Source organism: Nonomuraea antri, from assembly GCF_013283785.1.
GTDB lineage: Bacteria > Actinomycetota > Actinomycetes > Streptosporangiales > Streptosporangiaceae > Nonomuraea > Nonomuraea antri.
Window position 1 is genome coordinate 57,508 of record NZ_JABCPZ010000010.1, and the last position, 21,315, is coordinate 78,822.

General features: G+C 68.8%; 27 protein-coding genes. 4 read left to right on the plus strand and 23 right to left on the minus strand.

Features of this window, described 5'->3' with window-relative positions; all coding sequences use genetic code 11:
* Nucleotide 1: 1 nt before the first annotated feature.
* From HII36_RS05455 to HII36_RS05505, 11 genes are all read right to left on the minus strand, one after another.
* Complete coding sequence (locus tag HII36_RS05455) at nt 2–871, minus strand: hypothetical protein (RefSeq protein ID WP_173521935.1); 870 nt, start codon at nt 869–871, stop codon at nt 2–4.
* A 39-nt stretch (nt 872–910) separates the two neighbouring features.
* Nucleotides 911–1,081, minus strand: coding sequence for an Rmf/CrpP fold protein (locus HII36_RS05460; RefSeq protein WP_173521936.1), 171 nt, complete (start codon nt 1,079–1,081; stop codon nt 911–913).
* Nucleotides 1,078–3,555, minus strand: coding sequence for a phage minor capsid protein (locus HII36_RS05465; RefSeq protein ID WP_173521937.1), 2,478 nt, complete (start codon nt 3,553–3,555; stop codon nt 1,078–1,080). Before HII36_RS05465 ends, HII36_RS05460 begins: the two co-directional genes overlap by 4 nt.
* Complete coding sequence (locus tag HII36_RS05470; RefSeq protein ID WP_173521938.1) at nt 3,555–5,129, minus strand: phage portal protein; 1,575 nt, start codon at nt 5,127–5,129, stop codon at nt 3,555–3,557. The genes HII36_RS05465 and HII36_RS05470 overlap by 1 nt, the downstream gene beginning before the upstream one ends.
* 24 nt (nt 5,130–5,153) lie before the next feature.
* Nucleotides 5,154–5,414 (minus strand): hypothetical protein, encoded by a 261-nt coding sequence (locus tag HII36_RS05475; RefSeq protein ID WP_173521939.1) that lies wholly within the window; start codon nt 5,412–5,414, stop codon nt 5,154–5,156.
* Between the two features lie 9 nt (nt 5,415–5,423).
* Entirely contained in the window at nt 5,424–5,723 is a 300-nt protein-coding gene (locus HII36_RS05480; RefSeq protein ID WP_173521940.1) for a hypothetical protein, read from the minus strand.
* A 10-nt stretch (nt 5,724–5,733) separates the two neighbouring features.
* Entirely contained in the window at nt 5,734–7,164 is a 1,431-nt protein-coding gene (locus HII36_RS05485) for a hypothetical protein (RefSeq protein ID WP_173521941.1), read from the minus strand.
* Between the two features lie 43 nt (nt 7,165–7,207).
* Nucleotides 7,208–7,741, minus strand: a complete 534-nt coding sequence (locus HII36_RS05490) for a hypothetical protein (protein ID WP_173521942.1) — start codon at nt 7,739–7,741, stop codon at nt 7,208–7,210.
* Nucleotides 7,742–7,912: 171 nt separating this feature from the next.
* Entirely contained in the window at nt 7,913–9,199 is a 1,287-nt protein-coding gene (locus HII36_RS05495) for a PBSX family phage terminase large subunit (RefSeq protein WP_173521943.1), read from the minus strand.
* The gene (locus tag HII36_RS05500; protein WP_173521944.1) at nt 9,196–9,681 is read right to left on the minus strand and encodes a hypothetical protein; all 486 of its coding nucleotides are present in this window, start codon (nt 9,679–9,681) and stop codon (nt 9,196–9,198) included. Before HII36_RS05500 ends, HII36_RS05495 begins: the two co-directional genes overlap by 4 nt.
* 18 nt (nt 9,682–9,699) lie before the next feature.
* The gene (locus HII36_RS05505) at nt 9,700–10,548 is read right to left on the minus strand and encodes a ParB/RepB/Spo0J family partition protein (RefSeq protein WP_328807596.1); all 849 of its coding nucleotides are present in this window, start codon (nt 10,546–10,548) and stop codon (nt 9,700–9,702) included.
* Between HII36_RS05505 and HII36_RS05510 the strand changes: the two genes are divergently transcribed.
* Complete coding sequence (locus HII36_RS05510) at nt 10,481–10,870, plus strand: hypothetical protein (protein ID WP_173521946.1); 390 nt, start codon at nt 10,481–10,483, stop codon at nt 10,868–10,870. The two genes, HII36_RS05505 and HII36_RS05510, sit on opposite strands and share 68 nt — an antisense overlap.
* Here HII36_RS05510 and HII36_RS05515 read toward each other — a convergent pair.
* Nucleotides 10,867–11,913 carry a hypothetical protein gene (locus HII36_RS05515; RefSeq protein ID WP_173521947.1) on the minus strand — a complete coding sequence of 349 codons (1,047 nt, stop codon included), beginning with the start codon at nt 11,911–11,913 and terminating at the stop codon, nt 10,867–10,869. The two genes, HII36_RS05510 and HII36_RS05515, sit on opposite strands and share 4 nt — an antisense overlap.
* A 71-nt stretch (nt 11,914–11,984) precedes the next feature.
* On the opposite strand from HII36_RS05515, the gene HII36_RS05520 reads away from it, so the two are divergent.
* Nucleotides 11,985–12,176 (plus strand): hypothetical protein, encoded by a 192-nt coding sequence (locus HII36_RS05520; protein ID WP_173521948.1) that lies wholly within the window; start codon nt 11,985–11,987, stop codon nt 12,174–12,176.
* Here the strand turns inward: HII36_RS05520 and HII36_RS05525 are convergent.
* Nucleotides 12,119–12,898 carry a DNA adenine methylase gene (locus HII36_RS05525; protein ID WP_173521949.1) on the minus strand — a complete coding sequence of 260 codons (780 nt, stop codon included), beginning with the start codon at nt 12,896–12,898 and terminating at the stop codon, nt 12,119–12,121. The genes HII36_RS05520 and HII36_RS05525 overlap by 58 nt on opposite strands.
* 221 nt (nt 12,899–13,119) lie before the next feature.
* Here HII36_RS05525 and HII36_RS05530 point away from each other — a divergent pair, with 221 nt between their 5' ends.
* On the plus strand, nt 13,120–13,293 hold the full coding sequence (locus HII36_RS05530) for a hypothetical protein (RefSeq protein ID WP_217369198.1): 174 nt from the start codon (nt 13,120–13,122) through the stop codon (nt 13,291–13,293).
* Nucleotides 13,294–13,510: 217 nt separating this feature from the next.
* Here the strand turns inward: HII36_RS05530 and HII36_RS05535 are convergent, their stop codons facing one another.
* From HII36_RS05535 to HII36_RS05545, 3 genes are read right to left on the minus strand one after another with little or no spacing between them, the layout of a single operon-like run.
* Entirely contained in the window at nt 13,511–13,675 is a 165-nt protein-coding gene (locus HII36_RS05535; protein WP_173521951.1) for a hypothetical protein, read from the minus strand.
* Nucleotides 13,676–13,684: 9 nt separating this feature from the next.
* On the minus strand, nt 13,685–14,665 hold the full coding sequence (locus tag HII36_RS05540) for a tyrosine-type recombinase/integrase (protein WP_173521952.1): 981 nt from the start codon (nt 14,663–14,665) through the stop codon (nt 13,685–13,687).
* Nucleotides 14,662–15,153 (minus strand): hypothetical protein, encoded by a 492-nt coding sequence (locus HII36_RS05545; protein ID WP_173521953.1) that lies wholly within the window; start codon nt 15,151–15,153, stop codon nt 14,662–14,664. The genes HII36_RS05540 and HII36_RS05545 overlap by 4 nt, the downstream gene beginning before the upstream one ends.
* 206 nt (nt 15,154–15,359) lie before the next feature.
* On the opposite strand from HII36_RS05545, the gene HII36_RS05550 reads away from it, so the two are divergent.
* Nucleotides 15,360–15,581, plus strand: coding sequence for a hypothetical protein (locus HII36_RS05550; protein WP_173521954.1), 222 nt, complete (start codon nt 15,360–15,362; stop codon nt 15,579–15,581).
* Here the strand turns inward: HII36_RS05550 and HII36_RS05555 are convergent.
* From HII36_RS05555 to HII36_RS05585, 7 genes are all read right to left on the minus strand, one after another.
* Nucleotides 15,572–15,802, minus strand: coding sequence for a helix-turn-helix domain-containing protein (locus HII36_RS05555; protein ID WP_407940746.1), 231 nt, complete (start codon nt 15,800–15,802; stop codon nt 15,572–15,574). The genes HII36_RS05550 and HII36_RS05555 overlap by 10 nt on opposite strands.
* A gap of 21 nt (nt 15,803–15,823) precedes the next feature.
* Nucleotides 15,824–16,048, minus strand: coding sequence for a MerR family transcriptional regulator (locus HII36_RS05560; RefSeq protein ID WP_173521956.1), 225 nt, complete (start codon nt 16,046–16,048; stop codon nt 15,824–15,826).
* A 218-nt stretch (nt 16,049–16,266) separates the two neighbouring features.
* Nucleotides 16,267–16,932, minus strand: a complete 666-nt coding sequence (locus HII36_RS05565) for a hypothetical protein (RefSeq protein WP_173521957.1) — start codon at nt 16,930–16,932, stop codon at nt 16,267–16,269.
* A 289-nt stretch (nt 16,933–17,221) separates the two neighbouring features.
* Complete coding sequence (locus HII36_RS05570) at nt 17,222–17,791, minus strand: hypothetical protein (protein WP_173521958.1); 570 nt, start codon at nt 17,789–17,791, stop codon at nt 17,222–17,224.
* Between the two features lie 204 nt (nt 17,792–17,995).
* Nucleotides 17,996–18,649 carry a hypothetical protein gene (locus HII36_RS05575; RefSeq protein WP_173521959.1) on the minus strand — a complete coding sequence of 218 codons (654 nt, stop codon included), beginning with the start codon at nt 18,647–18,649 and terminating at the stop codon, nt 17,996–17,998.
* A 60-nt stretch (nt 18,650–18,709) separates the two neighbouring features.
* Entirely contained in the window at nt 18,710–19,507 is a 798-nt protein-coding gene (locus tag HII36_RS05580; protein WP_173521960.1) for a collagen-like domain-containing protein, read from the minus strand.
* Nucleotides 19,508–20,284: 777 nt separating this feature from the next.
* Nucleotides 20,285–21,253 (minus strand): hypothetical protein, encoded by a 969-nt coding sequence (locus HII36_RS05585; RefSeq protein ID WP_173521961.1) that lies wholly within the window; start codon nt 21,251–21,253, stop codon nt 20,285–20,287.
* Nucleotides 21,254–21,315: the final 62 nt, after the last annotated feature.

Below are 21,315 nucleotides of genomic sequence, written 5' to 3' on the forward strand. Positions count from 1 at the left end.
TTCAGCGGTCAGACGAGGCGCGCTTCCTACGCAGGGCGCGGAACTCGTCGATGGAGGGCTCGGAACTCGGCGCTCGCTCACCAGGCCCGCCGGTGAACTCACCCCCCGAGCGCGCGGGCGGCCCCGCCTGGGAAGCCGCCTTGAACTTCGGGTTGTTCTCCACCGCCGTCTGAATGGTCTCGGCCAGGCTGGTGGAGAAGTTGTCGGCGTCCGGGTCCATGTCCCGGACCGCCTTCAGAAAAGACCTGGAATCGAGCAGGGCGTCCGGGTCCGCACCGACCTTCTGGCTGGCGCGATGCACCGCGAGCTCGATCAGCGCGCGGCGGTGCCGCTCACGCTCCTTGTCGCGCTCGGCCGCCGTGGTGTCCCGCTCGGCCGTCAGCGTCTCGATCACCTGCTCGGGCGAAGGCGGCGTCTCCTCAGCCGCCAGACCCAGGGCCTTGGCGATCTGCTGGGCGAAGTCCGACTTCACCTGGTTGGTGATCTCCTCCTGCGACGGCCCCTGCTGCTTGGTGGCCTCGTCGGCCGACTTCTGCGCATCGGCCAGCCGGGTACGGTAGTCCCCAGCCTCCTTCCGCGCGTCCTTGATGAGCTTCTGCGCCCACGAAGGAAGTTGGTCCACGCGCCGGGCGTCCGGGTTGACCGGCTCGTCGACCGCGGGCTCCTCGGGCGGCGTGACCCCGGTCTCGGCAGGCGAGATCTGCGCATCCTGCTGCTCCGACTGGCCTTCGCCGTCCTCGGGTGCGCCACCAGCGATCAGGTAGATCGGGGTGACGCCGTCCTTGCGGTAGCCGAGCAGCGCGCCAGGCGTGGTCGGCAGGGTGTTTTCGAGCATGACGAGATCGCCCTCCTGGAGCGTGTCGTCGGACAAGGGAAAGGCCCGCGCCAGGCGGGCCTTGAGAGGGGGCGTCTACGCGCCCGCGTTGTATCGCACGTACGTGCGCATCCACAGCAGCCGCAACGCACGCTGCCGAGCATCACCACGCGCCCGGTACGGGCAGGCGGTGACCGGCATGCCGCGCTCACCGGCCAGACGACCGAACGTGATCGCGGCCCGGCGGTCGGTCTCAGTGATGGTCATACGCCGAACTCCCTCCCGGCGCCGCCCGCGCGGATCTGCTCGGCCGCCCGCCGGTCGGACTCCCGCCCGAGCCACTGCGCGCGGAACTCTGTGAGTGTCAGCCGCGGGCTGTCCTGCCAGAACCGCAGCAGTTCCTCCGAGGCGTACTTCCGAGCGCGTGCGCCTGGCCCGGAGAACAGCGACCGCTCGTTGATCCCGGCCGCCCGCCCTTCGGCGTTCAGCATGAACCCGTTCGTGTCGGCCTCGGCCCGCTCGTACGCCCGGTCGAGCCATTCGGCGTACAAGCGGCGCACCGCCTGGTCGATGTCCTCGCCCGGGCGACGGTCAGCCTCCAGCAGCGCCCGCCGCTCCTGACGCTCCAGCTCGGCCGGGTCCAGCCCGTGAACCTCGGCGTACGCCTCCATGTAGGAGTAGCGGCCCGACGCGATCAGGTCCGAGATCTGCCGGTCGGCGTCGGTCTCTTCCTCGCGCCAGTTCCACGTCCAGACGTCGCGTGTCTCCCGCTCGATGCGGTCCAGCTCGTCCAGCAGGCGGGACATGCCGTCGTCGTCGTCCTGGTACCGCTCCATCACCGCCATCACGTCGTCGTCGCTGAGATCGTTGATGTTGTGGATCTCCCTCAGCGCCGCGATCGGGTCGTCGGCCCTGGCCGGGCTCTGCCGCCGCTTCGGCTCCTCACGCGGCTTGGCCGGCTCGGGGCTCGGGGTCGGCTTCCGCGTGGTGCGGCGGCCACCTCGAACCGCCCGAAACAGCGACTTGTAGTAGCCGGGCCGGTGGTCGGGAGTGGCCTCCTCATACCTGTCGGCCGCCTCCATGATCGCCGCCGCGAACGTATCCGGATCAGCGTCGCGCCGCTCCTCGTCCCAGACGTCGAAGATCTCACTATCGGACGCCGCCGCCGGGTCGATCCCGTACTTGGACTGGAGCCGAATCCGGATCCAGGCGGCCAACTGCTCGGTCACCTCGGTCTTGGTCATCCGCTTGTCGGTGCCAGGCTTGACCGGCGGCTTCCACGCCTCCTCCTCCACCTGGCGCGCGGTCTCCTCGACCTCGGCCGCAGCCTCGTCGCGGCGTTTGACCTCCTGTTCGAGCCGCGCCATAGCCTGCTCGTCGGTGGCGAACTTCGCTGCCTGCTCGGCGAGCTGCTCGTCGGTCAACGTGTCCAGGTCCCTCGGCGGAGCATCGGCCTTCTCACGCTCCCGCCTGCGACGAAGCGACGTCACCTTCGGCAAGGCCCGAAGCTGCTCCTCGTACTCGGCCGCCTTCGCCTCAGCCTTCGCCCGAGCTTCATCGTCCTCTGCCTCGGCAGCACGCCGGCGTGCGGCGTTGATCTTCCGCTGCAGGTCAGATCCCGCCGTCAGCTCCGAAAGCTGCCCCTCGTACTGGGCCACCTTCGCATCGGCCTTCGCCCGAGCGCCATCATCGAGCGCGACCGCTGCTCGCCGCCGGTGCTCGCGAACCTTGCGTTCGAGATACCGCTGCCGCTGCGCATCCTCGTACGTCGTGTCCGACCGTACGACCGGCGCCGGCTTGGACACGCCCGGAAGGTAGGCGTTCAGGCTGTGGCCGCAGGACGGGTGCAGCAGCCCCTCCCGCCGCGCCTGCTCGACCACCCCCGCCACCTTCACGAACACCTGCACGCCAGTCGCAGGGTTCTCCTCCACGCGCATCCCAGCCGCACCGGACAGCGCCAGCACTTCGCCCTCCCAGGGGGCACACTGCTTGCAGGTGTACGGCAGCCGGGACACGCTGACGAGGGTGATCCCCGCCTCACGCAGGGTGGACAGGTGCCCATCCACCGCCGCCCGGGCGGTCGCCGTGCGCATCGCCATCTCGACGTAGGCGGCCATGCTCCACGTGCGGGGCGGCTTCGCCCCGTCGACGAACCCGCTAATGCCCTGCGCAGCGAACTTGTCGAGCGCCCGCTGCGCTGCCTCGTCCAGAGTCTCTGCACCCACCAGCACCCGACTGGCGGTCTCGGCGACCACGCTGCGGTACATGTAGTCGACGGCACGAAGCGCGCCTTGGCTCACCGCCGCAACCATCTTGGCCGAGTAGGCGGCCAGCTCGGCGACGCCCTCACCAGCGTTGATGCCCTGCTCCGCGCCGAGATTCTTCGCATCCTGCAGCACCTTGGCCAGCCGCTTGCGAAGCTTCGCGTCATGGACCTGCAGCACCGCGCCGCGCACCGCGGCGTCCATGCCTTCGGCCCAGGTGTCCAGCACCGCCCGCTGCGCGGCCGCCTTCGCGGCCGCCTCCAGACGGCGGACGATCGACTCGGCTTCCTTGCGGAGCTGGGTGACCTCGGCGAGCCTCTGATCCGCCCAGTCGGCGCCGTCGCTGGTGTCGAGGTCCTTGCCGACCCGCGCGGCGATGCGCTCCAGGAGCGCCGTCTCCGCGTCGACGTACATGGCTGCGATGAGCCGCGCCTGCTCCAGCCCAGCCTCGATCGCCCCGGCTGGAGTGATGGTCATCAGTCCTCGCCGGTCGCATCAGGGATCCACGTCTCGCCCAGTGTTGCCGGGTCGGGCACGTTCAGGCCGAGCTCGTCGCGGAGCCGCGTCTTCTCAGCTTCGACCTGGACGTCGTCCCAGTCGGGATGCACCCACCTGATTTTCGTGTCCAGGCTGACGGCTTGGGCCCGGTTCAGCAGGTCCAGCGTTCGCCCGATCGACTCCGGGTCCGGCATGACGCCGTCCGGCCATTCGACGGTGGCACGCTCAGCCACGACCTTCGTCCCGAACACAGCATGATCCACTGCCAGCATCGCCTCCGCCAACCAGGCCAAGCGCGGCGTCCAATAGCCGATCTTCCGACCGCGCGTCGAGTACGAGCGGTGCTTCTCCATGTGGATCTCGGTCGCCGTCTTGGCCTGGCCGTTGCCGCCCTCAGCGAACGACTGCAGCGCGTATCCTGCGCCGCGAACGATCTGCTCCACCAGGCCTTTCGACGTGTCGGCGTGCTCCTGCACGCGGATGGAGAACTGGCTGAGGGTGATCATGCTGCCGGGGTTCTGCGGCGACGGCAGCATGCCGCCCAGCGCGCTGTAAATCTCCCGGTCCGGATCCCAAGACGCGGCCTGGCCACGCCCGGCCGTCGTCAGGTACACCTCCGGGACGATGATCCTGGCTTTGCCGAGCCGCAGGTCACGCATCCAGCTCGTCCACGTCTCGTCCAGGGCGTCCATCAACGGCTCGACACCGGCGTAGTCGCTGCGGCCGACCGCCGTACCCCTGATGAGCCTGTGCGGCCTCATGTTCGGGACGTAGTCGACCAGCAGGCCACGCCCGTACCCGCTGTCGAACCCGCCGTCTTCGTCCACCAGCGGCGCGAACTCGGCGGTGGCCGGGTGGTCCTCCAGCGGCATTTGCCTGCCCAGGTGGTCCTCGTCGCCGAGGTACAAGCCATGGAAGACGCGGCCGATCTCGTGCTTCTCCAGGTGTCGCCACACCTCGCCGGATCGGGCGTCCTCGTGCACGACCCGCCAGAAAGTGACGGCCTTGAGCCGGCCATGGTGGAACTCCGGCACCGCGGCGTCCGGCGGCAGCGCGTCCACGACCGGGTGATCAGCCATGGTCGTGTCCCAGCCCACCCTGAGGTAGACGCCGCCGTACGCGGCTGCCAGCTCTGCGGCTTCAAGCAGGCTGCCGTACGCGCCTGCCTCGTGCAGGACGGAGTCGAGCCGCTGCTGTCCCTTCTTGCCCTTCAGCTTCAGAGTGGGCGGCTCGGAAAACAGCAGGTCAGCCGAGGTGGCGGCGATGTCAGCGGCGAGCGGGATGTGAAGCTTCGTCGCCCGCGACTGCGCGGCCGGGGTCGGCGTCCCCCAGAAGTACCGAACCATCCGGCCGAGGTAACCGCCCGCACGAGTGATCGGACGGTCCCAGCCCTTCGGGTCCATGCCCATCCTGGGCTGTGCCTGATTGCCGCCGTACACCTGCGCCAGCTTGTCCGGGTCACCGGCGTACCAAGCTCCGTGGGTGTCGTAGAGCCGCATCTCCTGACGGATCGCAGGCGGCGGCCACTCCACATTACGATCGGGAAGCGGCATCGCCCACGCTCCTCATCTGCATGCTCATCCAGCAGCCGCCGGCCAGTGCCAGGTGCCGGGCTCGGAACCGGGTGGGATGTTGTGCTCGGGGAAGCCGCCCGCTGCGCCAGGGGTGAACACCCACAGGTGCACGTGGAAAGCGGAGTCCAGCGGAGGGACTGCGCCCACCTGCACTCCGGCGGGGTCGAGGGTGTCCACGTCAGCGGTCACGATGGCCGCTCTGATCGCGTGGAGGCCCTGCGTGCCCCGGTAGCGGACGATCCGACCGGTCGTCGGGCGATCCATGAAGACTCCTTAGATGACGTCGATCAGCCCGGCGGGAAGGACTGGCTTCTCAAGCTGGGCGGTCACCCGCACCCACGCCTGCCAGGTGCCGTCCGGGCGCGAGGCGGTACCCCCAGGGCCGAACAGGATCCGCGCCGTCGCGCCCTTGTCGGTCACGGACCCGGGCTTCCACTCGGCGGCGTGCCAGTCCCCTTCAACGGGCTCGGCCCCCGGCGCGGTGAACGCGATCTCCACCTGCTCCGTCGCCGTCGCGCCGCGCACGAAGATCGGCAGCCACTCTCGCGACAGCGACGAGATCGTCTCTCCCAAGTCGGGCTCCTTACGTGTATGCGGACCAGGCACAAGCCGGCGGCTCAGCGCCCCACCCGCGTGGGGCCAGCTCGGCGCCCCAACTCCTGTGCGGCCCGTCGACGCCGGTGATCTCGTTGCCGAGGTCCACGACCAGCGCGGTTTCGGCGAGCCCGGCCGAGTCCGACGCGCCAACGGGCTGGCCAGCCACGGCGGTGTCAGCAGCGGTGAGCGAGTCGGCGCGGGTGATGAGTACGGTGACGCTGGCCGTCTCAGCAGCGCTCACGCTTTCGCCGGTGAGCGGTCCCGCTACGGCCTGGTCAAGCACGGTGGCCGACTCGGACGCCGAACGCCCCACGTCGATCCGCGCCATCTCCTCCAGGGCGGCGAAGTCACCGCCGGCGACAGCCGCGGCCAGCGTTGCTGCCTCGACCGTGCTGGCGGCGTCGCTGGTGACCGGGCCGAGCGTTTCCTGTTTCGACGAAGTGTCGACCAGCGCCCCATAGTCGGAGGCCGTGAGCGCGACCGCAGCCGACTCGGAGAGCACACCGGTGTCGGCGCGGCTGGTCGTCGAGGTGATCTGGACGGTTTCGGAGGCCGCGGCGGTCTCCGCCCGAGACGCGGTCCCGGCCGCGGCCGCGATGTCGCTGACTACCGCCGTGTCCGTGCGCTGGGCCGACGCTGTGACCGCTGACGTTTCCGCGACCGCGCCCTGCTCAGAGACGAGCCGAGCCGCCTGCCCTGTGTCCACCACGGCGGCAGAGTCGGAGCGGGCGAGGACCGCCCGCACATTGGCCTGCTCACCCACCGCTGCCGTGTCACTGCCGTTCACCGCGACGTCCGTGATGGAGTTGCGGACGCGCATCACGATCGTGTGTGCGATCGGCGTATCGCCGGACAGGGTGAACGTGGCCAGTCCCGTATCGCCACCCGCGCCGAACAGCATGCTGACGAGACAGGCGACGGTGAAGTTGCCCGACTGCCCATCAAACAGCGGAGACCAGCCCGGCGGTTCGGCCCAGGTCTTGGGACTGCCACCGCCGGCACCGGCGGTCCAGATCAAGGCGACATCCCCGGCATCCCCGAGGGTGCCGATGTTGACCACGGTCGTGTTATTGCTGGTGTCGACTCCCGACCAGGAGTCAGCCGGGTTGTACTGGGCCGCCGACAGGGACAAGATCGCGCCCACGCCATCGGCGTTGCTGGCTTGGTAGAGGGTGACCGTCGCAGGCTCAGACGGGCCAGCAGACTTCATCCAGACGCGGGTGAACAGACCGCTGCTGTCGAGCGGCGCCACTGCGTCGGTCCAGCCCGTGCCGCTGATCTGCATCTGGCCGGTGCTACCGGTGTCGCACGAGTGGCAGACGATCAGGACATCACCCGGTGCGACGGCTGGCATGGTCAGCGCAAACGAGCCGCCTGTCCCGGAAATCGCCGACTTGTAGTCGCGGATCTGCGCCATCAGCTGCTACCCCCTGGGGTTCGAGGCGCGCTGCATGTGCAGGTCAGGCCAGCGACAGGGTGACCGTCAGCACCCAGGAGGCCGCCGGCGTCTTCGTGCCGAGAGCTTCCTGCTTGCGGTTGAGCATCCTGCCGCCGCTGGCCGCGTTGAAGATCGCCCACTCGTTCCAGGCGAAGTTGGCGTCGCCTGTCCCGAACGTGCCCCGGAACGTGATGGTCGCGTTGCCGCTGGCGGTGCCGTCCGCGTGCTGCGGGTACGTCGCATCCATCGGCTTGCGGACCTTGCTCGCCCCCTGGAGGTCGGTCTGCGTAGGTGCCGCCGCCGCGGTGCCGTCACCGACGCCGAGGTGCGCGTTCGCGTTGTTGAAGTAGGTGAGCGGCTGCCCGGCCGCAGCGCTACCGTTGCCGAGCAGCATCTGCCAGATCGCGGACGCGCCTCCGTGCATCAGGGCGTTGCCCTCGCCCTCGATCGCGTCGAACGGGATCGCGTCGGGGCCGACGTCGCCCCAGTACTTCTCGACCTTCCACGCGACGCGCCAGGTGATCGGGTCGTGCGTGAGCGTGCTCTCGGCAGACATATCGGCTCCCAGGTCAGGGTGATCATCACAAGTCAGCGGTGCGGCCCCGGCCCGCGCTGCCCCTCAACAGCAGAGGCCGGGGACCGCACCGGGTGCTCAACGCGCGTACGGGGAAGCCGCGCGGAGCGACGCACCCCGGCCCGCCACAGAACGGGGGTGCGCGTCTTGAGGTCAGAAGGCCGGCTGCAGCAGCGGCAGCCACGCCGCCTGCGTGGTGTGCAGGCCGTACCGGGCGGCGTCCAGAGCGTGGTCATCCAGCTTTACGGGCACGTCATCGCCCTTCTCGGCCTTCTTGTCGTCCCACGCGTACGAGCCGACCTCGTCGAGGAACCCGGACACCGAGCGATGCACCCGCAGGTGGTCAGCACCGAGCAGATTGCTGACCGTGCGGATGCCGTCGTTGACGGAGTTGTCGCCCATCGTCGGCGTGAAGCCGTCACGCTGAAGCTGCGTGATGAAGCTCGCGGCGGACGGGTCCACCACCACCCACTGCGGCCGCACCCCGCGGGTGCCTGGCCCGTAGGTGTCGGGGAGGTTGTCCAGCCAGTCGGCCAACTTCAGGCTGTACTCGGCGTCGGTGAGCTGCCGCCGCTCCGCACGAGAGTCCCAGCGGAACTCGCTGGCCAGGTAGATGCGGCGCTGCCCCTTGTCGTCGGGGACGGACACGCCGATGAGGATCGCGTCGAACGGATTGACGGTGCCGTAGTCCACGCCCAGGGCCAGCCACCGCTCCATCGGCGGGAGCACGTCGACGACGTGCCGGTCCGGGTCGAACATGTCGTAGATCGCGCCTTCGGCCATGACCCAGCGACCCTCGATGAACCGCTTGTACCACAACCCGGTGTACTCGGCCTTGAGCGCCTTGACGTACGCCGGGTCCAACGACGTGTTGTCGTCCAACCTGAAATGCCAATGGCGCAGATCCAACTCGTACTTGCGGTCGAGGAACTGCCGCTTCAGCCAGTGGTTAGGCGCGTCCGGGTTCGTGGTCCCGAAGAGTTTGGCGTTCTTGACGCTGAGCCGGGCCAGGAGCTGGTCCCAGAACTCCCGCTCGATCAGCGTGATCTCATCGACATACGCCCCGGCACAGGTCATGCCTCGCAGCCGGTTCTCCGACCGGGCGTCGTTCGACGAGATGATCTCGATGCGCCGCCCGAGAATGTTCGCTGTGGGAGCACCGCGCGTGTAGATGATCCGCCGCGCGATCGGACCTGTGATCGCAGGGTCTTGCAGCACGTCGAACACGTTTCGGGCGATCGTGTCCGACGTTTTGCCCACGATCACTAGCGAACCGCCCCGGGGCGCGTTGGCGACGTACATGACCCAGCGCAGAAGGCTGGCGATGGTCTTGCCCGAGCGGATCGCGCCGCTCCAGATGTTCAGGCGGGCAGTGGACTCGCCGATCGACCTCAACTGCTTGGGAGACAGATTCAGCGGCGTCGGCGCCGGCGTGCTCAAACGTCGCCCCCCGACTCGATCTCGCCGATCACCTCGGCCTCGAGGATGCTGTCCGTGTCGGGGTCGGGGATGGCGTGCCGCTGCTGGATCTGGATCAGCAGGTTGCCCAGCAGCGATGCCATGTCGCCGTCCGCGACGCCGTTCCGGTTGATCAAGTCCAGACCCAGCAGCGACGCACGCCGGTTGATGCACTTCAGCGCGGTCTCGCAGGCCTGAACTTCGCCCTTGATCACCTTCGGCCACAGCGACGCCATGATGCGGTCGAGCCGGTCGATCTCCAGACGGAGAAGCTGCTCCGACGCCAACTGCTCCTGCTTGGCGGCCTTCTGCAGCGCTCGGTCGATGTCCTTGCTGACCGAGGCCGGGCCGGAGTAGCCCAGCCGCTCCGCGATCACCGTGGGGCTGACGCCGGCGATCCGCATCTGCACTGCTTGGTAGCGCCGCTGGGAGATCTCGACCTGGCGCGCCTTGCCGACAACCATGAGGGGCCTCCAGGTCTGCTAAGCGGCATACGCCTGCAGCGCAGCCAAGATGATCTGTGCGGTGCTGGCGTGGCCGTCGCGGGCTCGGATGCGGCCGAGCAGGGCGTTCAGTTCGTCGTGCTCGGCGGCGGTCAACGTGATGAGCAGGTCAGCCGTCAGTCCGGCCTTCGGACGGGGCGGCGGCGCGTCCTCGTCGGAGCCGTAGTCGTCCAGGTCGTCCTCGTCCTCGTCGTCGTCGAGGTCGATCCGCGGCCGCCGCCGCTCCTCCTGGCCGTCATCCCCCGCGGCGGGCCGCGCGCCAGCCGGGGTGTCGCTAACGATTGCGATATCGCTGTCGAGGTCGGCGAGCAGGTCGTTCAGGTCGTCATCGGTCCAGCCCGTGCCGTCGAGGTCATCGAGGCCGCGCAGCAGCTCGGCAAGAGTCGAGTCGTCGTACCCGCCGATCTCTGCGGTGCGGTTGTCGGCGAGGAGGATACGTAGCGCGGCGTCGTCGTCCACGTCGAGGATCAGGGCGGGCACCTTGCCCAGGCCCTTGGCCTTCGCTCCGCGCCAGCGGTGCTCACCGGCGATGATCCGCATCCGGGACTTCTGGACCAGGACCGTCCCGTAGAAGCCGTTCTTCTCGATCGACTCGGCGATCACGTCCACGTCGCCGCAGTGCGGGTTGTCCGGGTGTGGTTCGAGGTCGGCAACCGGGACCATCCGGTATGTCTGCTGGACAACGGCGCCTGGCACGGCACCTCCAAACAAGGGACTATGAGGGCGTGGGGGTAGCGCAGGACGAGGTCCGAGGAGCGCCGTGAACGACGACGATTTCGACATCGAGGCCGTCGCCCAGGCCGCCAGAGCGCGGGGGTATGACCACATGGATGTGCTCCGCGCTCAGCAGGAGGCCGCGAAGGCACCGCCTCCACCGCCGACTGTCATCCCTGAGCCCGAGTTCCCGTATCCTCCGCAGCATGCGCTTGGCGGAGTCGTCCGGTTCCGCTGTCCGTTCGGCTGTCCCTGGTACCACGACGAGAACCCCGGCGCTGAGGCACCCGGAAGATTCATGCTGCCTGCGGACTTCACGCAAGAAGACGTGACATCCGCGATCAGTCTGGAAGCCGAGGCTCGGCGCAACGCTCTACTCGTCCGGGTCGAACGAGCCATCACGGTTCACCTCGCCGTCGACCACCCCGACCGCTAGGACCTCGGCCGGTAGTCGTGTTGAGCCCGCATCTGCGACATCTTCGCCCCGAGCGCGATCAACGCGGCGGCCTGCCAGGTACCGTTCTGGACGACCTCGTCGCTCACCTGGACGGACCAGCAGTCGATGGACCGGCCGTTCCGGTAGGGGATGCCGGGGGTGGCCGTCCACTGCACCGACCAGGACAGGCGGTCACGCCAGCGAAGCCGTGACCGGCCGAGACGTTCGCGCTGCAGCAGCAGACGGACCTCGTGCTCGTCACCCTCAGGCATCCGGACGACGCCCACCTGCTCGTCGCCGGCTGGCTCGTAGGAGTACCGCTTGGGCCCGAACAGGCGCTCCATCAGGTCGAAGCTGAAATGGCCCTGCTGCCAGCGCGGATCGGTGGACGACCAGGCGTTGACGCGGTTCCAGAGCGCCCACCGGATCTGCCAGCTCTCGACGGCCAGGCGCACCTCGCGCGAGTCGTACCCGGTCGGATTGAGTCGGCGCTGCACCCACGTGCCGAACCCTTCGGTGTGCACGTAGACGGCCAGCAGCCAACCGAGCCGCAGGTGCACGTTCAGCTCGTGCTCGCTGCCCGCGTTGCCCACCTCGATCCCGATGGAGAAGCCGGGCAGAGCTCGACTCCCAACGACGACCTGTCCGCCGAGTCCGCCCCGCGGGCTTTCCGGCCACGGGCCAGGCGTGCCCCGGTCATCGTCGTGGACCGGGGTCGTGCGCAGCCCGAACAGGTCCAACATCGCGTTGGCCGCCAGCACCCGCGTCAGCGGGATCCACGGCCCGGTGTACGGGTCGCCCACCTGGTACGTCTCCGGGTTGAGCGAGCCTTGCGGGCTGGGCCGGACTCCGCACCGGTCGCAGGCGACCCACCGTGCCGCGTGCTTGCCGGCCTCGGCCGGGCCGTACCCGTCCACGACCGGCCGGTGCCCGCGCAGGCGGCAGACGAGCATGAGTCGTGGCAGGTCCGACAGCCACCATCCGCGATCGACGAGTGATCGGCTGTTGTCCTCTGCCTTGTAGTTGACGCTGTGCCAGCGCATGGCCGTGACCTCCGAGGGGTGAAGAGGGAATCCGGTCGCTGCCGGAACTGGCCAGCCAGGAGACTGTGCGCGTGAGCGAACTGGATGACATCGCGCGCCGCCTCGACGCCGTGGCGGGCATCGACTGGTGTGACACCAGGCGTTTGTTCGAGGACGAGCAGGCCGCGGTGGCCGAGTTCGTACGGCACGCGGCCGCCGACATCACCTACCTGTTGACCCAGATCGACTCGACCGCCATGGTGCGAGCCTCCGACGACGCCTGACGCACCCGATAGTCGATGCGGCGCCACCCCGACAGCAGCTCGTCATACAGCTGCGACCGGTAGCCGGACAGGACGACCGCGCCGCGGCAGGAGTTCAGCAGCTCCAGCAGGTCGCGGTGCTGGTCGTCGGCGTCCATCTCCTTGACGTAGCCGCCAGCGCTGGTCCGCGTGCTCCGCAGGTACGGCGGATCCAGGTACATCGCCGTCTCGGGCGAGTCCATGCGGGCGATCAACTCCAGGGCGTCGCACTGCTCGATGAACGCGTTCTTGAGCCTTGCGGCGTGCCAGCGCAGCGCCGCGCCGGCGCGTTTCGTCCGGGCGGGGTCGGAGATCCGGGAGCGGGACGTCGGCCGCCGCCACGACGCGCCGGCCTCGCCCGAGCGGGACTGGGTGCATTGGATCCACCAACGGCGGGCCCGCTCCAGGTCGGACGCTGCGGTGTCGCCGAGCTTCGCGGCCTGGTGCTCGGCGCGGGAGTACGGGGTGAGCTGGATGGCACGCTGCAGCTCGCGGGGCTGGTCGCGCAGGGCCCGCATGAAGCACACGAGGTCGCCGTTCAGGTCGTTGATCGTCTCGATCTTCGCGGGCTGCTTGGCGAAGAACACTGCCGCGGACCCGGCGAAGGGCTCGCAGTACACCTCGTGCTTGGGCAGGAGGGAGGCGAGGAAGGGGGCGAGCTTTCCCTTGGCGCCGTAGTACGCGAACGGAGGGCGCAGCGCCACGGGCGGTCCTCCTGGATGGCCGGCCTGTACGTCGGGGCACAGGTGTTCGATAATGGGGTGGTGATCGTGGCACCCGGAACCTGCACCATGTGGCACCAGGACCCGCGCCCGATGCTCAGGCCGGCCACCCTGAACGAGGGCGGCCCGCAGCGGAGCGTCCGCCCGCGCCAGGTGATCGAGGTGTTGTGCGACGACGGTCGGTGGCACGCGGGCGTGCTGGAGTGTGCTGGCACGAGGGGGTGCTGGGCTGGGAGTGCCTGATCTCCTGGCACTCGTCGCCGCTTCGCGGATATACGGGCTGGTACGGCTACAGTCCGACGGCGATCCGTCCGGTAGGCGGTGAAGGCGAGGCCGTCTCGCACGTCGCCGAGGAGGTCGCGGCGGAGCGCCGGTGACTTGTTCGTGGCGGGTCACCGGCTCCCGCGTTTTGTCGTTATGTCGGTGACCTGCGAAAACGTCTCAGATCCACGCTGACAAGATCACCATTGAGGGTCACTCCGAGACCTTCGTACGGACATGATCGTGCGTCAGCGTTGATCTCAGACGCGCGGATCCCGCGTGATCAGCGTCCCGAACGTCCCAGAACGCGACGAATGCGAGGATCCACGCTGATCACCACACGCGCACGAGCCGGAACTGCTCCACGTCCTCGGCGTGACCCACCGCGTACTGGCAGCCGCCGCACACCGCGCGGTCGGTCCACGTGCCCAGGTTGATCGCGCCGCAGTGGTGCAGCCATGCCGCCTTGTCCAGCGCGCTCGTTCTCGACCTGGGCACCTGAACCTCCTACTCGACCGCCGACGCCACCAACTGCGAAGGGTCCTTCTCCAGTTGGTCCCGAGAATGCAGATAGATCAGAGTCGTCTCGAACGACTCATGGCCCAATGCCTCCTGGATCTCCCGCGGCTTCGCACCCCGCGCCTCCGCGATTGACGCCCAGGTGTGCCGCAACGTGTGCGGGGTCACCTTCGACTCAATCCCGGCCTGGCCGGCGATCCGCGCCACCAGCTCCCACGCCTTCTCACGCTTCATCGGCCGACCCGAGCCCGTGGCGAACAGCGGCCCACGCAGGTCCCGCAGCTCCACCTTGGCCCGGCGCGCCCGCTCGGCGAGGTACTGGTCCAGCGCATACGCCGTCTCCACCGGCAGCTTCCGGTAGTGCGGCTTGCCACCCTTCAGCGTCAGCCGCAACGTCCGATACCCGCGCGAGAACCCCAGGTCCTCGATGTCCGCGCCCACCGCCTCGGTGATCCGCACCCCGAGCTGGACCAGCATCCGGATCAGCGCCGCGGTGCGCAGCCGCTCCCGGCCGTGGTCCTTGTCGGCGGCCTCGACCAGGGCGTGCGCCTCGTCTTCCGTCAGCGCCGTCGTCTCGGAGTGACGTCGAGGGATGTTCGGCCGGTCCGCCTCCGCGAACGGGTTGAACTTGGCGGCGTCGTTCTTGATCAGGTACTTGTACCAGGCCGACACCGCCGACATCCGCTGCGCGATCGTCTTCTGCGACGGCGGATCGCCCCCGGCCTCGACCGCGGTCTCCACCATCCACCGGGCGTACAGCTCGGCGTGCCGTACCGACATCTCCAGCGGGTCCAGCCCGGTGCGCTGGCAGTAGGTGAACCAGGGCCGGATCGCCCGCCGGTACGCGTCGCGGGTGTTCGGCGACCGGCGGGTCTCCAGCCACATGTGCGTGATCTCGATGACGAGCGGTGGCAGGTCGAGCGGAAGCGCGAGGTCGCCGCGCGGCGCCTCGACGAGCTCTTCCGTCATCGGCCACCGCCGCCGGAGGTCGCGATGATGATCCCGCAGCCGCCGCAAGAGTAGTGCCCAGCCCAGCCCGTAGTGGGCTCGCACGGTTCACCCGTCTCGGTGCACGGCTGGAAACCGTCCCGCTCGGGCGTGTTCCCGCACCGGCAGGTCAGCTCGGCCCAGTCGTTCACGGTGACGCCGGTGCCGTTGAGCGCGCGGCGCATCTCGCGGACGAGCTTGTTGTGCCCTGCCATCTCCAGACCCCAGTGGGGTTCGACGCTCCAGTCGCCTTCGGGCCAGTCGCGGACGATGAGCATGGCGTTCGGGGCGATGCGCTGCTTGGACTGCCAGGCTCGCACGCTGTGTGCCTTGCGCGCGGCCAGCTCACGGTCTTCGCGGTCGAGGGCGTGCCAGCGGAACTGGACGTTGTCGTACTCATCTGTGTAGATGACCGCGTACTCGGAGCGAGCGGCGGCCGGGTGGAGCCGGTCGCTGCTGGGGTTGCTCATGGGAGCACCTTTCGCGAGGGAAGTGGATCACTCGCGACGGTAGCACACGAAGGGGAACATAACTTGGATTATGTTCCCCTCCCTGTGATCATGAAGCGAGACGAAACAAGAGTCTCCCCGCCGACGATTTACAGCCGAATCTCCCTCGGCCACCGCTGAGCATGCGAGACCATCAGGAGCCACCAACTCCCCGCGAAAGGCCCACCATGAAGATGGACGGCGTCGTGTTCTCCTTCGAGCACAACAAGACCCGATACCAGCTCGACTACAGCTCACCCGTGGAGCCGGGACGACCGGGCACGTACGTCGTATACCAGGCCGTGGCCACGTTCCAGCACACCCCGTACGAGGAATTCGCCGATCGATACGACTTCCAGGACGAGTTGGAGGCCATGGCACTGAAGGCGATCGACGCCCGTCAAGCCTGAGCCTGCGCAGCGTCCACGCGGGCCGGCCTCTGGTTGCCGCCCCGCGGCCGCAGGTCCACATCCGACTCCTGCAGCAGCCGATGCACCAGCCCGTACGAGCGGCCCGTCGAGATCGACAACGCCCGGATCGACTCACCGCCGAGGTAGCGCCGCTTCAGGTCCGCCTTCAGCAGCTCCCGCTCCTCGCCCGCCACCCGCTGATACTTCCGAACCAACGCCACAACCATTCCCCGTTCCCCGTCTCACGCCGCCGTCGCCAGCCGAGCCCGCAACGCATCTCGGTCCTCCGGCGTCTCCGGGACCTCGTCCCCGCGCCAGATACAACCCTCGATCGTCGCCAGATCAGCGAAGTCGTACACAACCTCACGGCCGGCCCGACCCAGCACCCGCACGCCATACCGGCGCGCCCACTGCCGGATCGTCACCGCCTCCCGGCCCAGCCGGACAGCAGCCAACTTCGCCGTCAAGGGGACCACAAACACCCCCAGACAGCAGAAAAGCCCCGAACCAAGATCGGTCCGAGGGCACAAATGTCTCCGTCGCCCGGAAGTGTTACACACCCATCAGCCCGGCGCAAGCCAACAGCGGAACCGCTATCGGCGACAAGGCGAGGGCCCCCCGCTGCAACAGGGAGCCCTCTTCCATCCGGTCCTCTAAGGACATGGACAACACTAGCGGCCGGTCTTCAACCCGCACCGCCAACACGCACATGACCGCTACCGGACTCCGACTCCACCCGCGACTGAGCCTCCCGCTCCGAAACGTGCGTCCCACACGCGGCACACACGTAGAAGCCCGCCTTCACCTCCCAGTGGAACCGCCGCTCCCCACACGAGCATCTGGCCGGCGTCCACGCAGGCGGCTCATCCCCCGCCATCCGCTCCAACAGCAGCCGCCACGACAGAGCGAACTCCACCAGGCCCACCAGCTCCCCCGCAGCCAGAACCGACTCCAGCCGGCCCGACTCCACCAACCAACCCACCGCCCGCGACCGAGCAACCGCCGACCTGGCGCCCATCATCCGCGACCCCGACCCCGACCCCAACCACACCCGAGCCCGATCCTCGAAGTCGAGCAGCCCACCCGTCAGCTTCTCCAGCAGCTCCCCCACCGGCGACACCGCAGGCTTCGGCCTCGACCCCGACACCCTCGACCACCTCGACGGCGGCCGGAACCCATCAACCTCCCGAGCGAGCTGCGCAGCGAACCCATCCACCTCCAACAACGCCGCCCGCACCGACCCGGTACACCGACCGCACACCAACGGCTCCCCCGGCCGCCACCGAACCTCCGGAACCTCCGGCTCCGCAGGCGGCTCCCCCTCCTCGCCGCCCTTCACCCACTCGTCCACCAGATCAGCATGCGCATCACGAGCCGCCACAAACGCCGCCCACGCCCGCCGCGACCGCCCGTTACACGGACCCACACAAGCACCCGCCACCGCCGACACCCTAGAAGCAAGACCAGACACGGCACCCCCGACCCAACACGAGACGAAACGCCACCAGGCTACAAGATCAAAAACTTTGCGCAGGCACCAAGCCACAAAGGGTCACGGCCGGCCCCCCGGCCGGACCCCCCTGGGGGCATGCCAAAGCGCCGGACCGACGTCGGTCCGGCGCTGGTCGGCGCGGTGCGCGTTACACGCGAACCGTCGCGCGGCTCGCGAGCTTGGCCGCGCTCTCCACGTCGCGCGCTACCTCGTGCCATTCCTTGCGCATCGTGTGCGCGCGTAGGGCCTGCAACAGGTAGAGCGCTGCCGCGATGTACTGCCCGGCCTGCGTCGCGCTCTCCTTCTCGGCGCGCTGTTCCGCGCCGATGAACTCGGCGCTACTCCAGGTGACAAGTACGGTGCCGGTCTCGGTGCGTTCGGCACGTACATCGACCGTAACGCGCTGCTGCGCCAGGACAGCGCAGCACTGCTCTACCGCGCGCTTGATGGCGTCGAACTGCTGACGCTGCCGAGTCTCCCGACTGCTCGGGTGCACGCTCGGGAGCGTGGCGAAGAACGGGCGTCCCCCGTGGGCGCGAAGGATGTACCCGTTCCATGGCCTCTGATCGTCCAGACCAACCACGGTGTACACGCGGCCCTGGTACCCCTCGTTGCTGCCCGAGTAGGTGACCTCCGTGCCGGGCGGAAGGTAGGCGGCCAGGGCGTGAGCGGCTTCCCGACAGATCTTGCCCGCGCCGCGTTGCAGCGTGCTGCCCAACTCGCACGGCACGCCATCCTTGGCGCACGGGCGGCACCTGCTTGCGTGGTCGGCGAGTCCCCGACGCGCGCTAAGGGCGTAGTCTCGGGCAACTTCGGCTTGGTTTCTACGGATCATGGCAAGGGCCTCCTACGACGTTGCGGTGTGGTTGAGGGGGTGGGGCGGGCGCGCCCGTGGTGGCGTCACGAGCGCGCCCGTAGGGGGTTAGGCGTCGGCCTTGGCCTCTGCGGCGGCGTCAGCCTCCGTCTTGGCGTCGGCCTCCTTGGCGAAGCCAGCGATGATCTCCGAGACCTGCGCCCACGTGAGATCGCGCTCCGACATGGCCTCGTCGTAAGCGGTCTCGTCGTGGGTGACCTTGAACTTCTCGGCGAACTTCCACACCAGCCGGACGGCGGCCACGTCAGCGGCGCGCTTCGCGGCGGCCTTACGACGGGCCTCGATCTCCTTGCGGTACTCCGCCATTTCGGGCAGCTCCGCAAGGAAGTTCTGCACCTTGCTGGCGCTGGTGCCGGGGACCTTGCCCAGTTCCTTGAGAGTGGCCTCGCCGAAACCGACCTGCGCGGCGACGTGCATACCGATCAGGGCGTAGGTGGAGAACTTGACCGCCTGCTTGCCGGTTCCCAGCGTGGCGACGCACGCGGCGGGAAGGTCGGCGATCTCGTCGCCGGTCATGATCCGGTCCGCGACGCTGCTCTCGGAGTCGGCCTTAGCCATCTCGTCGAGGCGGCCCGATGCGGCCAGACCGATCACGTGAAAGCCGGTCGGGCGGGAGACGCCCATGCGGACGAACGTCTTGCCGTGGGAGATCGTCACGCGCTCGATGGCGTCGAAGATCTCGGCGGGGTTGGTGCTGATCATGGTCTTGCCTTTCGTGGTGTTGGGTGCCCGCCCGCACGGTGCGGGCGGGCGGGTTATCGGTTACTGCTCGCTGACTGCGCTACCGCTTTTAGCAGCGCTACCAGCGGCGTTGCTGGCGGACCTGCGGCGTCGGCGTCGCCGGACGGCGATGCCGACACCGATCGCTGCGGCTACGGTCCCGGCGGCCGACCAAGCGGCCAACCAGCCGAGTCCGGCCGTGTCGTCCGAAGCGTTGGCCGCGCTGATCGGGCCGGGCTTGGGACTGTCGGCGGGCTTGCCCTGGTCGCCCTTGGGTCCGGGCTGTCCGGACTGGCCGGTCTTGCCGGACGGTCCGGGGCTGCCCTGGGGGCCGGGCTGTCCGGCTGGCCCGGTCGGTCCGGGCTCGCCGGTCCCTGCGGGGCCGGTCGGTCCGGGCTGCCCGTCCTTGCCGGGGTCGCCCTGGGGTCCGGGCTGCCCGTCCGTACCGGGCTGCCCATCCTTGCCGGGCTCGCCCTGGTCGCCCTTCTCCCCCTGGCTGCCCTGGTCGCCCTGGTCGCCCTTGCCGCCCTGGGGTCCGGCGTCGCCCTTGGGGCCGGTCGGTCCGGGGACGGCGGTTGCGGTGACCACGGGGCCGGGGCTGCCCTGGGGGCCGGGGTTGCCCTGGGGTCCCTGGTCGCCCTTGTCGCCCTGGCCGCCCTTGGGTCCGGGCGGGCCGGTCGGTCCGGGGTCACCCTTGGGTCCGGGGTCGCCCTTGTCGCCCTTCTCTCCCTGGTCGCCCTTGGGGCCGGGTGAGCCGGGCGTGCCCTGGTCACCCTTGGGCCCCTCAGGGCCAGGCGAGCCCGGAAGACCCTGGGGTCCCTGCGGCCCCTGGGGTCCCATCGGGCCGACTGGCCCGGCGGGTCCGGGGTCGCCCTTGGGTCCGGGCGGGCCGGTAACCGCAACGGTCACGGTTGCGGTTGGGGCAGGTTCGGCAGCGACCAGGCGCATGGTGCCCGTCGTGCCTCCTGCCAGCGTGTACGCGAGTAGGAGCGCGCTTGCCGCACCGGCGGCGGCCCACGCTGCTCTCTCGCTCGTATGTGTCTGCATGTGACAAACAGTAGACCGACCAGGACATGTAGGAACCCCAGGTGCGATAACGATCTCTCGGCGGTTTTATAACGCTTAGGTCACAAAAAGGGCCGGCCAGGGGGCAAATCGAACGCCTGTTCGAGTGTTCGATAGTCCGGCTGATCTTCTGCTTTGGCACCAAATCGGACATATCGCCGACCGGCGTCGAGACTCCCGGCCTCGCTTCGCCGCTTGCAATGATGATCTTGCTGTAAAGCTCTCAGATCGACGTAGAGTGCTTGGACTCTCGGAGGGTACTCCCAAGTACCGACCGACCGGTGATCGTCCGTCTCCGTTGATCTCAGAGCGTCCCATGCGGTGCGTCGTGTCTCCTGTGACGCGTCCGACGCGTCAATGACGTCACCCGAGCATGCGGAAACCCATCAGCGACGAGGAGGTGGCTTTGCCTCGTTCTGATGGGTTTCCGGCTCGTTTTCGCTGCTCTTTGGCCTGTTTTCGCGTGGTTCCGGCGGCCCCTCTCCCGGTCGCCTGCCGCGTTTGTGCTGGTCAGAGGCTTGCGGACGCTTGGGCTATCTGCCAACGAGGTGGTCAGGTGTCGGGGATGGCCTTCGCGTCGGCTGCGCACCCGATGCAGGGCAGCGGCTGGTAGTGGATGGGGCACCGGCCGGCTGGGCGGGTGGTGCGTGCCGCCTTGACCTGCTCGCGTGCGTCGTGTTCGCGTGCGGTCTCTCGCCAGGTGCGGAGGTCTGGCGCGGGGATGCCTGCGACGTAGGTGTGCAGGGCGCCGCGAACGCGGTTCTCGCGGGCGATGGTCTGGGCGATGTGTTCGGCTTCGTCGAGGGGTACCCCGATCCGCTTGGTGATGATGCGGGCGGCTCGGCTCGGCGGGGGTTGGGTCTTCTCCTCCTTGTTGATCTTGTCGTCGTCTTCTGGATGGTGGTCGGCGGCGGGTCGGTGCGGTTCCTCCTCGACCCCGTGCGGAGAAGAAGAGGATTGAAGTTGAGGAGTGGAGAGAGGATTGGGGGGAAGTCCAGACTTCCCCCTTTTGGCCCCAAACTTCCCCCTTTCGGTCTCAGACTTCCCCCTTTCGGTCGCGGAAACGGGGAAGTCCAGACTTCCCCGTTTCCGGTCGCCGTCGCAGTCGTCCACAGCGTTATCCACAGGAGAAAGGGGGAAGTCCAGGCTTCCCCCTTTCTGGCCGTCCGGGTCCGAAACGGGGAAGCCTGAGGGTCCCGCTTCAAGCTCCAGATCGAGCGGCTGCGGCGGCTGCCCAGGCAGGTACCCCGGCATCGGAGGGATGTAGAACACCGTCGCCTTCCGGCGGCCGCCCCCGGTTTCGAGCACGACGAGCAGCCCAGCCTCGACCAGCCGCTCCCGCATCGCCTTCACCGACCGCACGTCGATCCTCGCCCAGTGGGCGATCTCCTCGCGGGTCAGCCAGCCGGTGCGTGTCGCGTCGTTGATCCGCCGGGCGATGGCGATCAACGCGAGCAGGTCCCTCGGGGGTGTGCTCTTCGGCGCGTTGATCGCCACCTCGTCGGCCAGTCTGTAGCCCATCAGGCCCCTTCACGTGCTGCGTTCTTGCAAGGGAGCCACCGAGGGAAGAGGCGTCCAGCCAC

Bases quoted from the DNA above. Each gene is read 5' to 3' on its own strand.
- HII36_RS05460 (WP_173521936.1), bottom strand. From the start codon at position 1,081: ATGACCATCACTGAGACCGACCGCCGGGCCGCGATCACGTTCGGTCGT.
- HII36_RS05465 (WP_173521937.1), bottom strand. From the start codon at position 3,555: ATGACCATCACTCCAGCCGGGGCGATCGAGGCTGGGCTGGAGCAGGCG.
- HII36_RS05470 (WP_173521938.1), bottom strand. From the start codon at position 5,129: ATGCCGCTTCCCGATCGTAATGTGGAGTGGCCGCCGCCTGCGATCCGT.
- HII36_RS05475 (WP_173521939.1), bottom strand. From the start codon at position 5,414: ATGGATCGCCCGACGACCGGTCGGATCGTCCGCTACCGGGGCACGCAG.
- HII36_RS05485 (WP_173521941.1), bottom strand. From the start codon at position 7,164: ATGGCGCAGATCCGCGACTACAAGTCGGCGATTTCCGGGACAGGCGGC.
- HII36_RS05490 (WP_173521942.1), bottom strand. From the start codon at position 7,741: ATGTCTGCCGAGAGCACGCTCACGCACGACCCGATCACCTGGCGCGTC.
- HII36_RS05500 (WP_173521944.1), bottom strand. From the start codon at position 9,681: ATGGTTGTCGGCAAGGCGCGCCAGGTCGAGATCTCCCAGCGGCGCTAC.
- HII36_RS05505 (WP_328807596.1), bottom strand. From the start codon at position 10,548: ATGTGGTCATACCCCCGCGCTCTGGCGGCCTGGGCGACGGCCTCGATG.
- HII36_RS05515 (WP_173521947.1), bottom strand. From the start codon at position 11,913: ATGCGCTGGCACAGCGTCAACTACAAGGCAGAGGACAACAGCCGATCA.
- HII36_RS05540 (WP_173521952.1), bottom strand. From the start codon at position 14,665: ATGACGGAAGAGCTCGTCGAGGCGCCGCGCGGCGACCTCGCGCTTCCG.
- HII36_RS05545 (WP_173521953.1), bottom strand. From the start codon at position 15,153: ATGAGCAACCCCAGCAGCGACCGGCTCCACCCGGCCGCCGCTCGCTCC.
- HII36_RS05550 (WP_173521954.1), top strand. From the start codon at position 15,360: ATGAAGATGGACGGCGTCGTGTTCTCCTTCGAGCACAACAAGACCCGA.
- HII36_RS05575 (WP_173521959.1), bottom strand. From the start codon at position 18,649: ATGATCAGCACCAACCCCGCCGAGATCTTCGACGCCATCGAGCGCGTG.
- HII36_RS05580 (WP_173521960.1), bottom strand. From the start codon at position 19,507: ATGGGACCCCAGGGGCCGCAGGGACCCCAGGGTCTTCCGGGCTCGCCT.
- HII36_RS05585 (WP_173521961.1), bottom strand. From the start codon at position 21,253: ATGGGCTACAGACTGGCCGACGAGGTGGCGATCAACGCGCCGAAGAGC.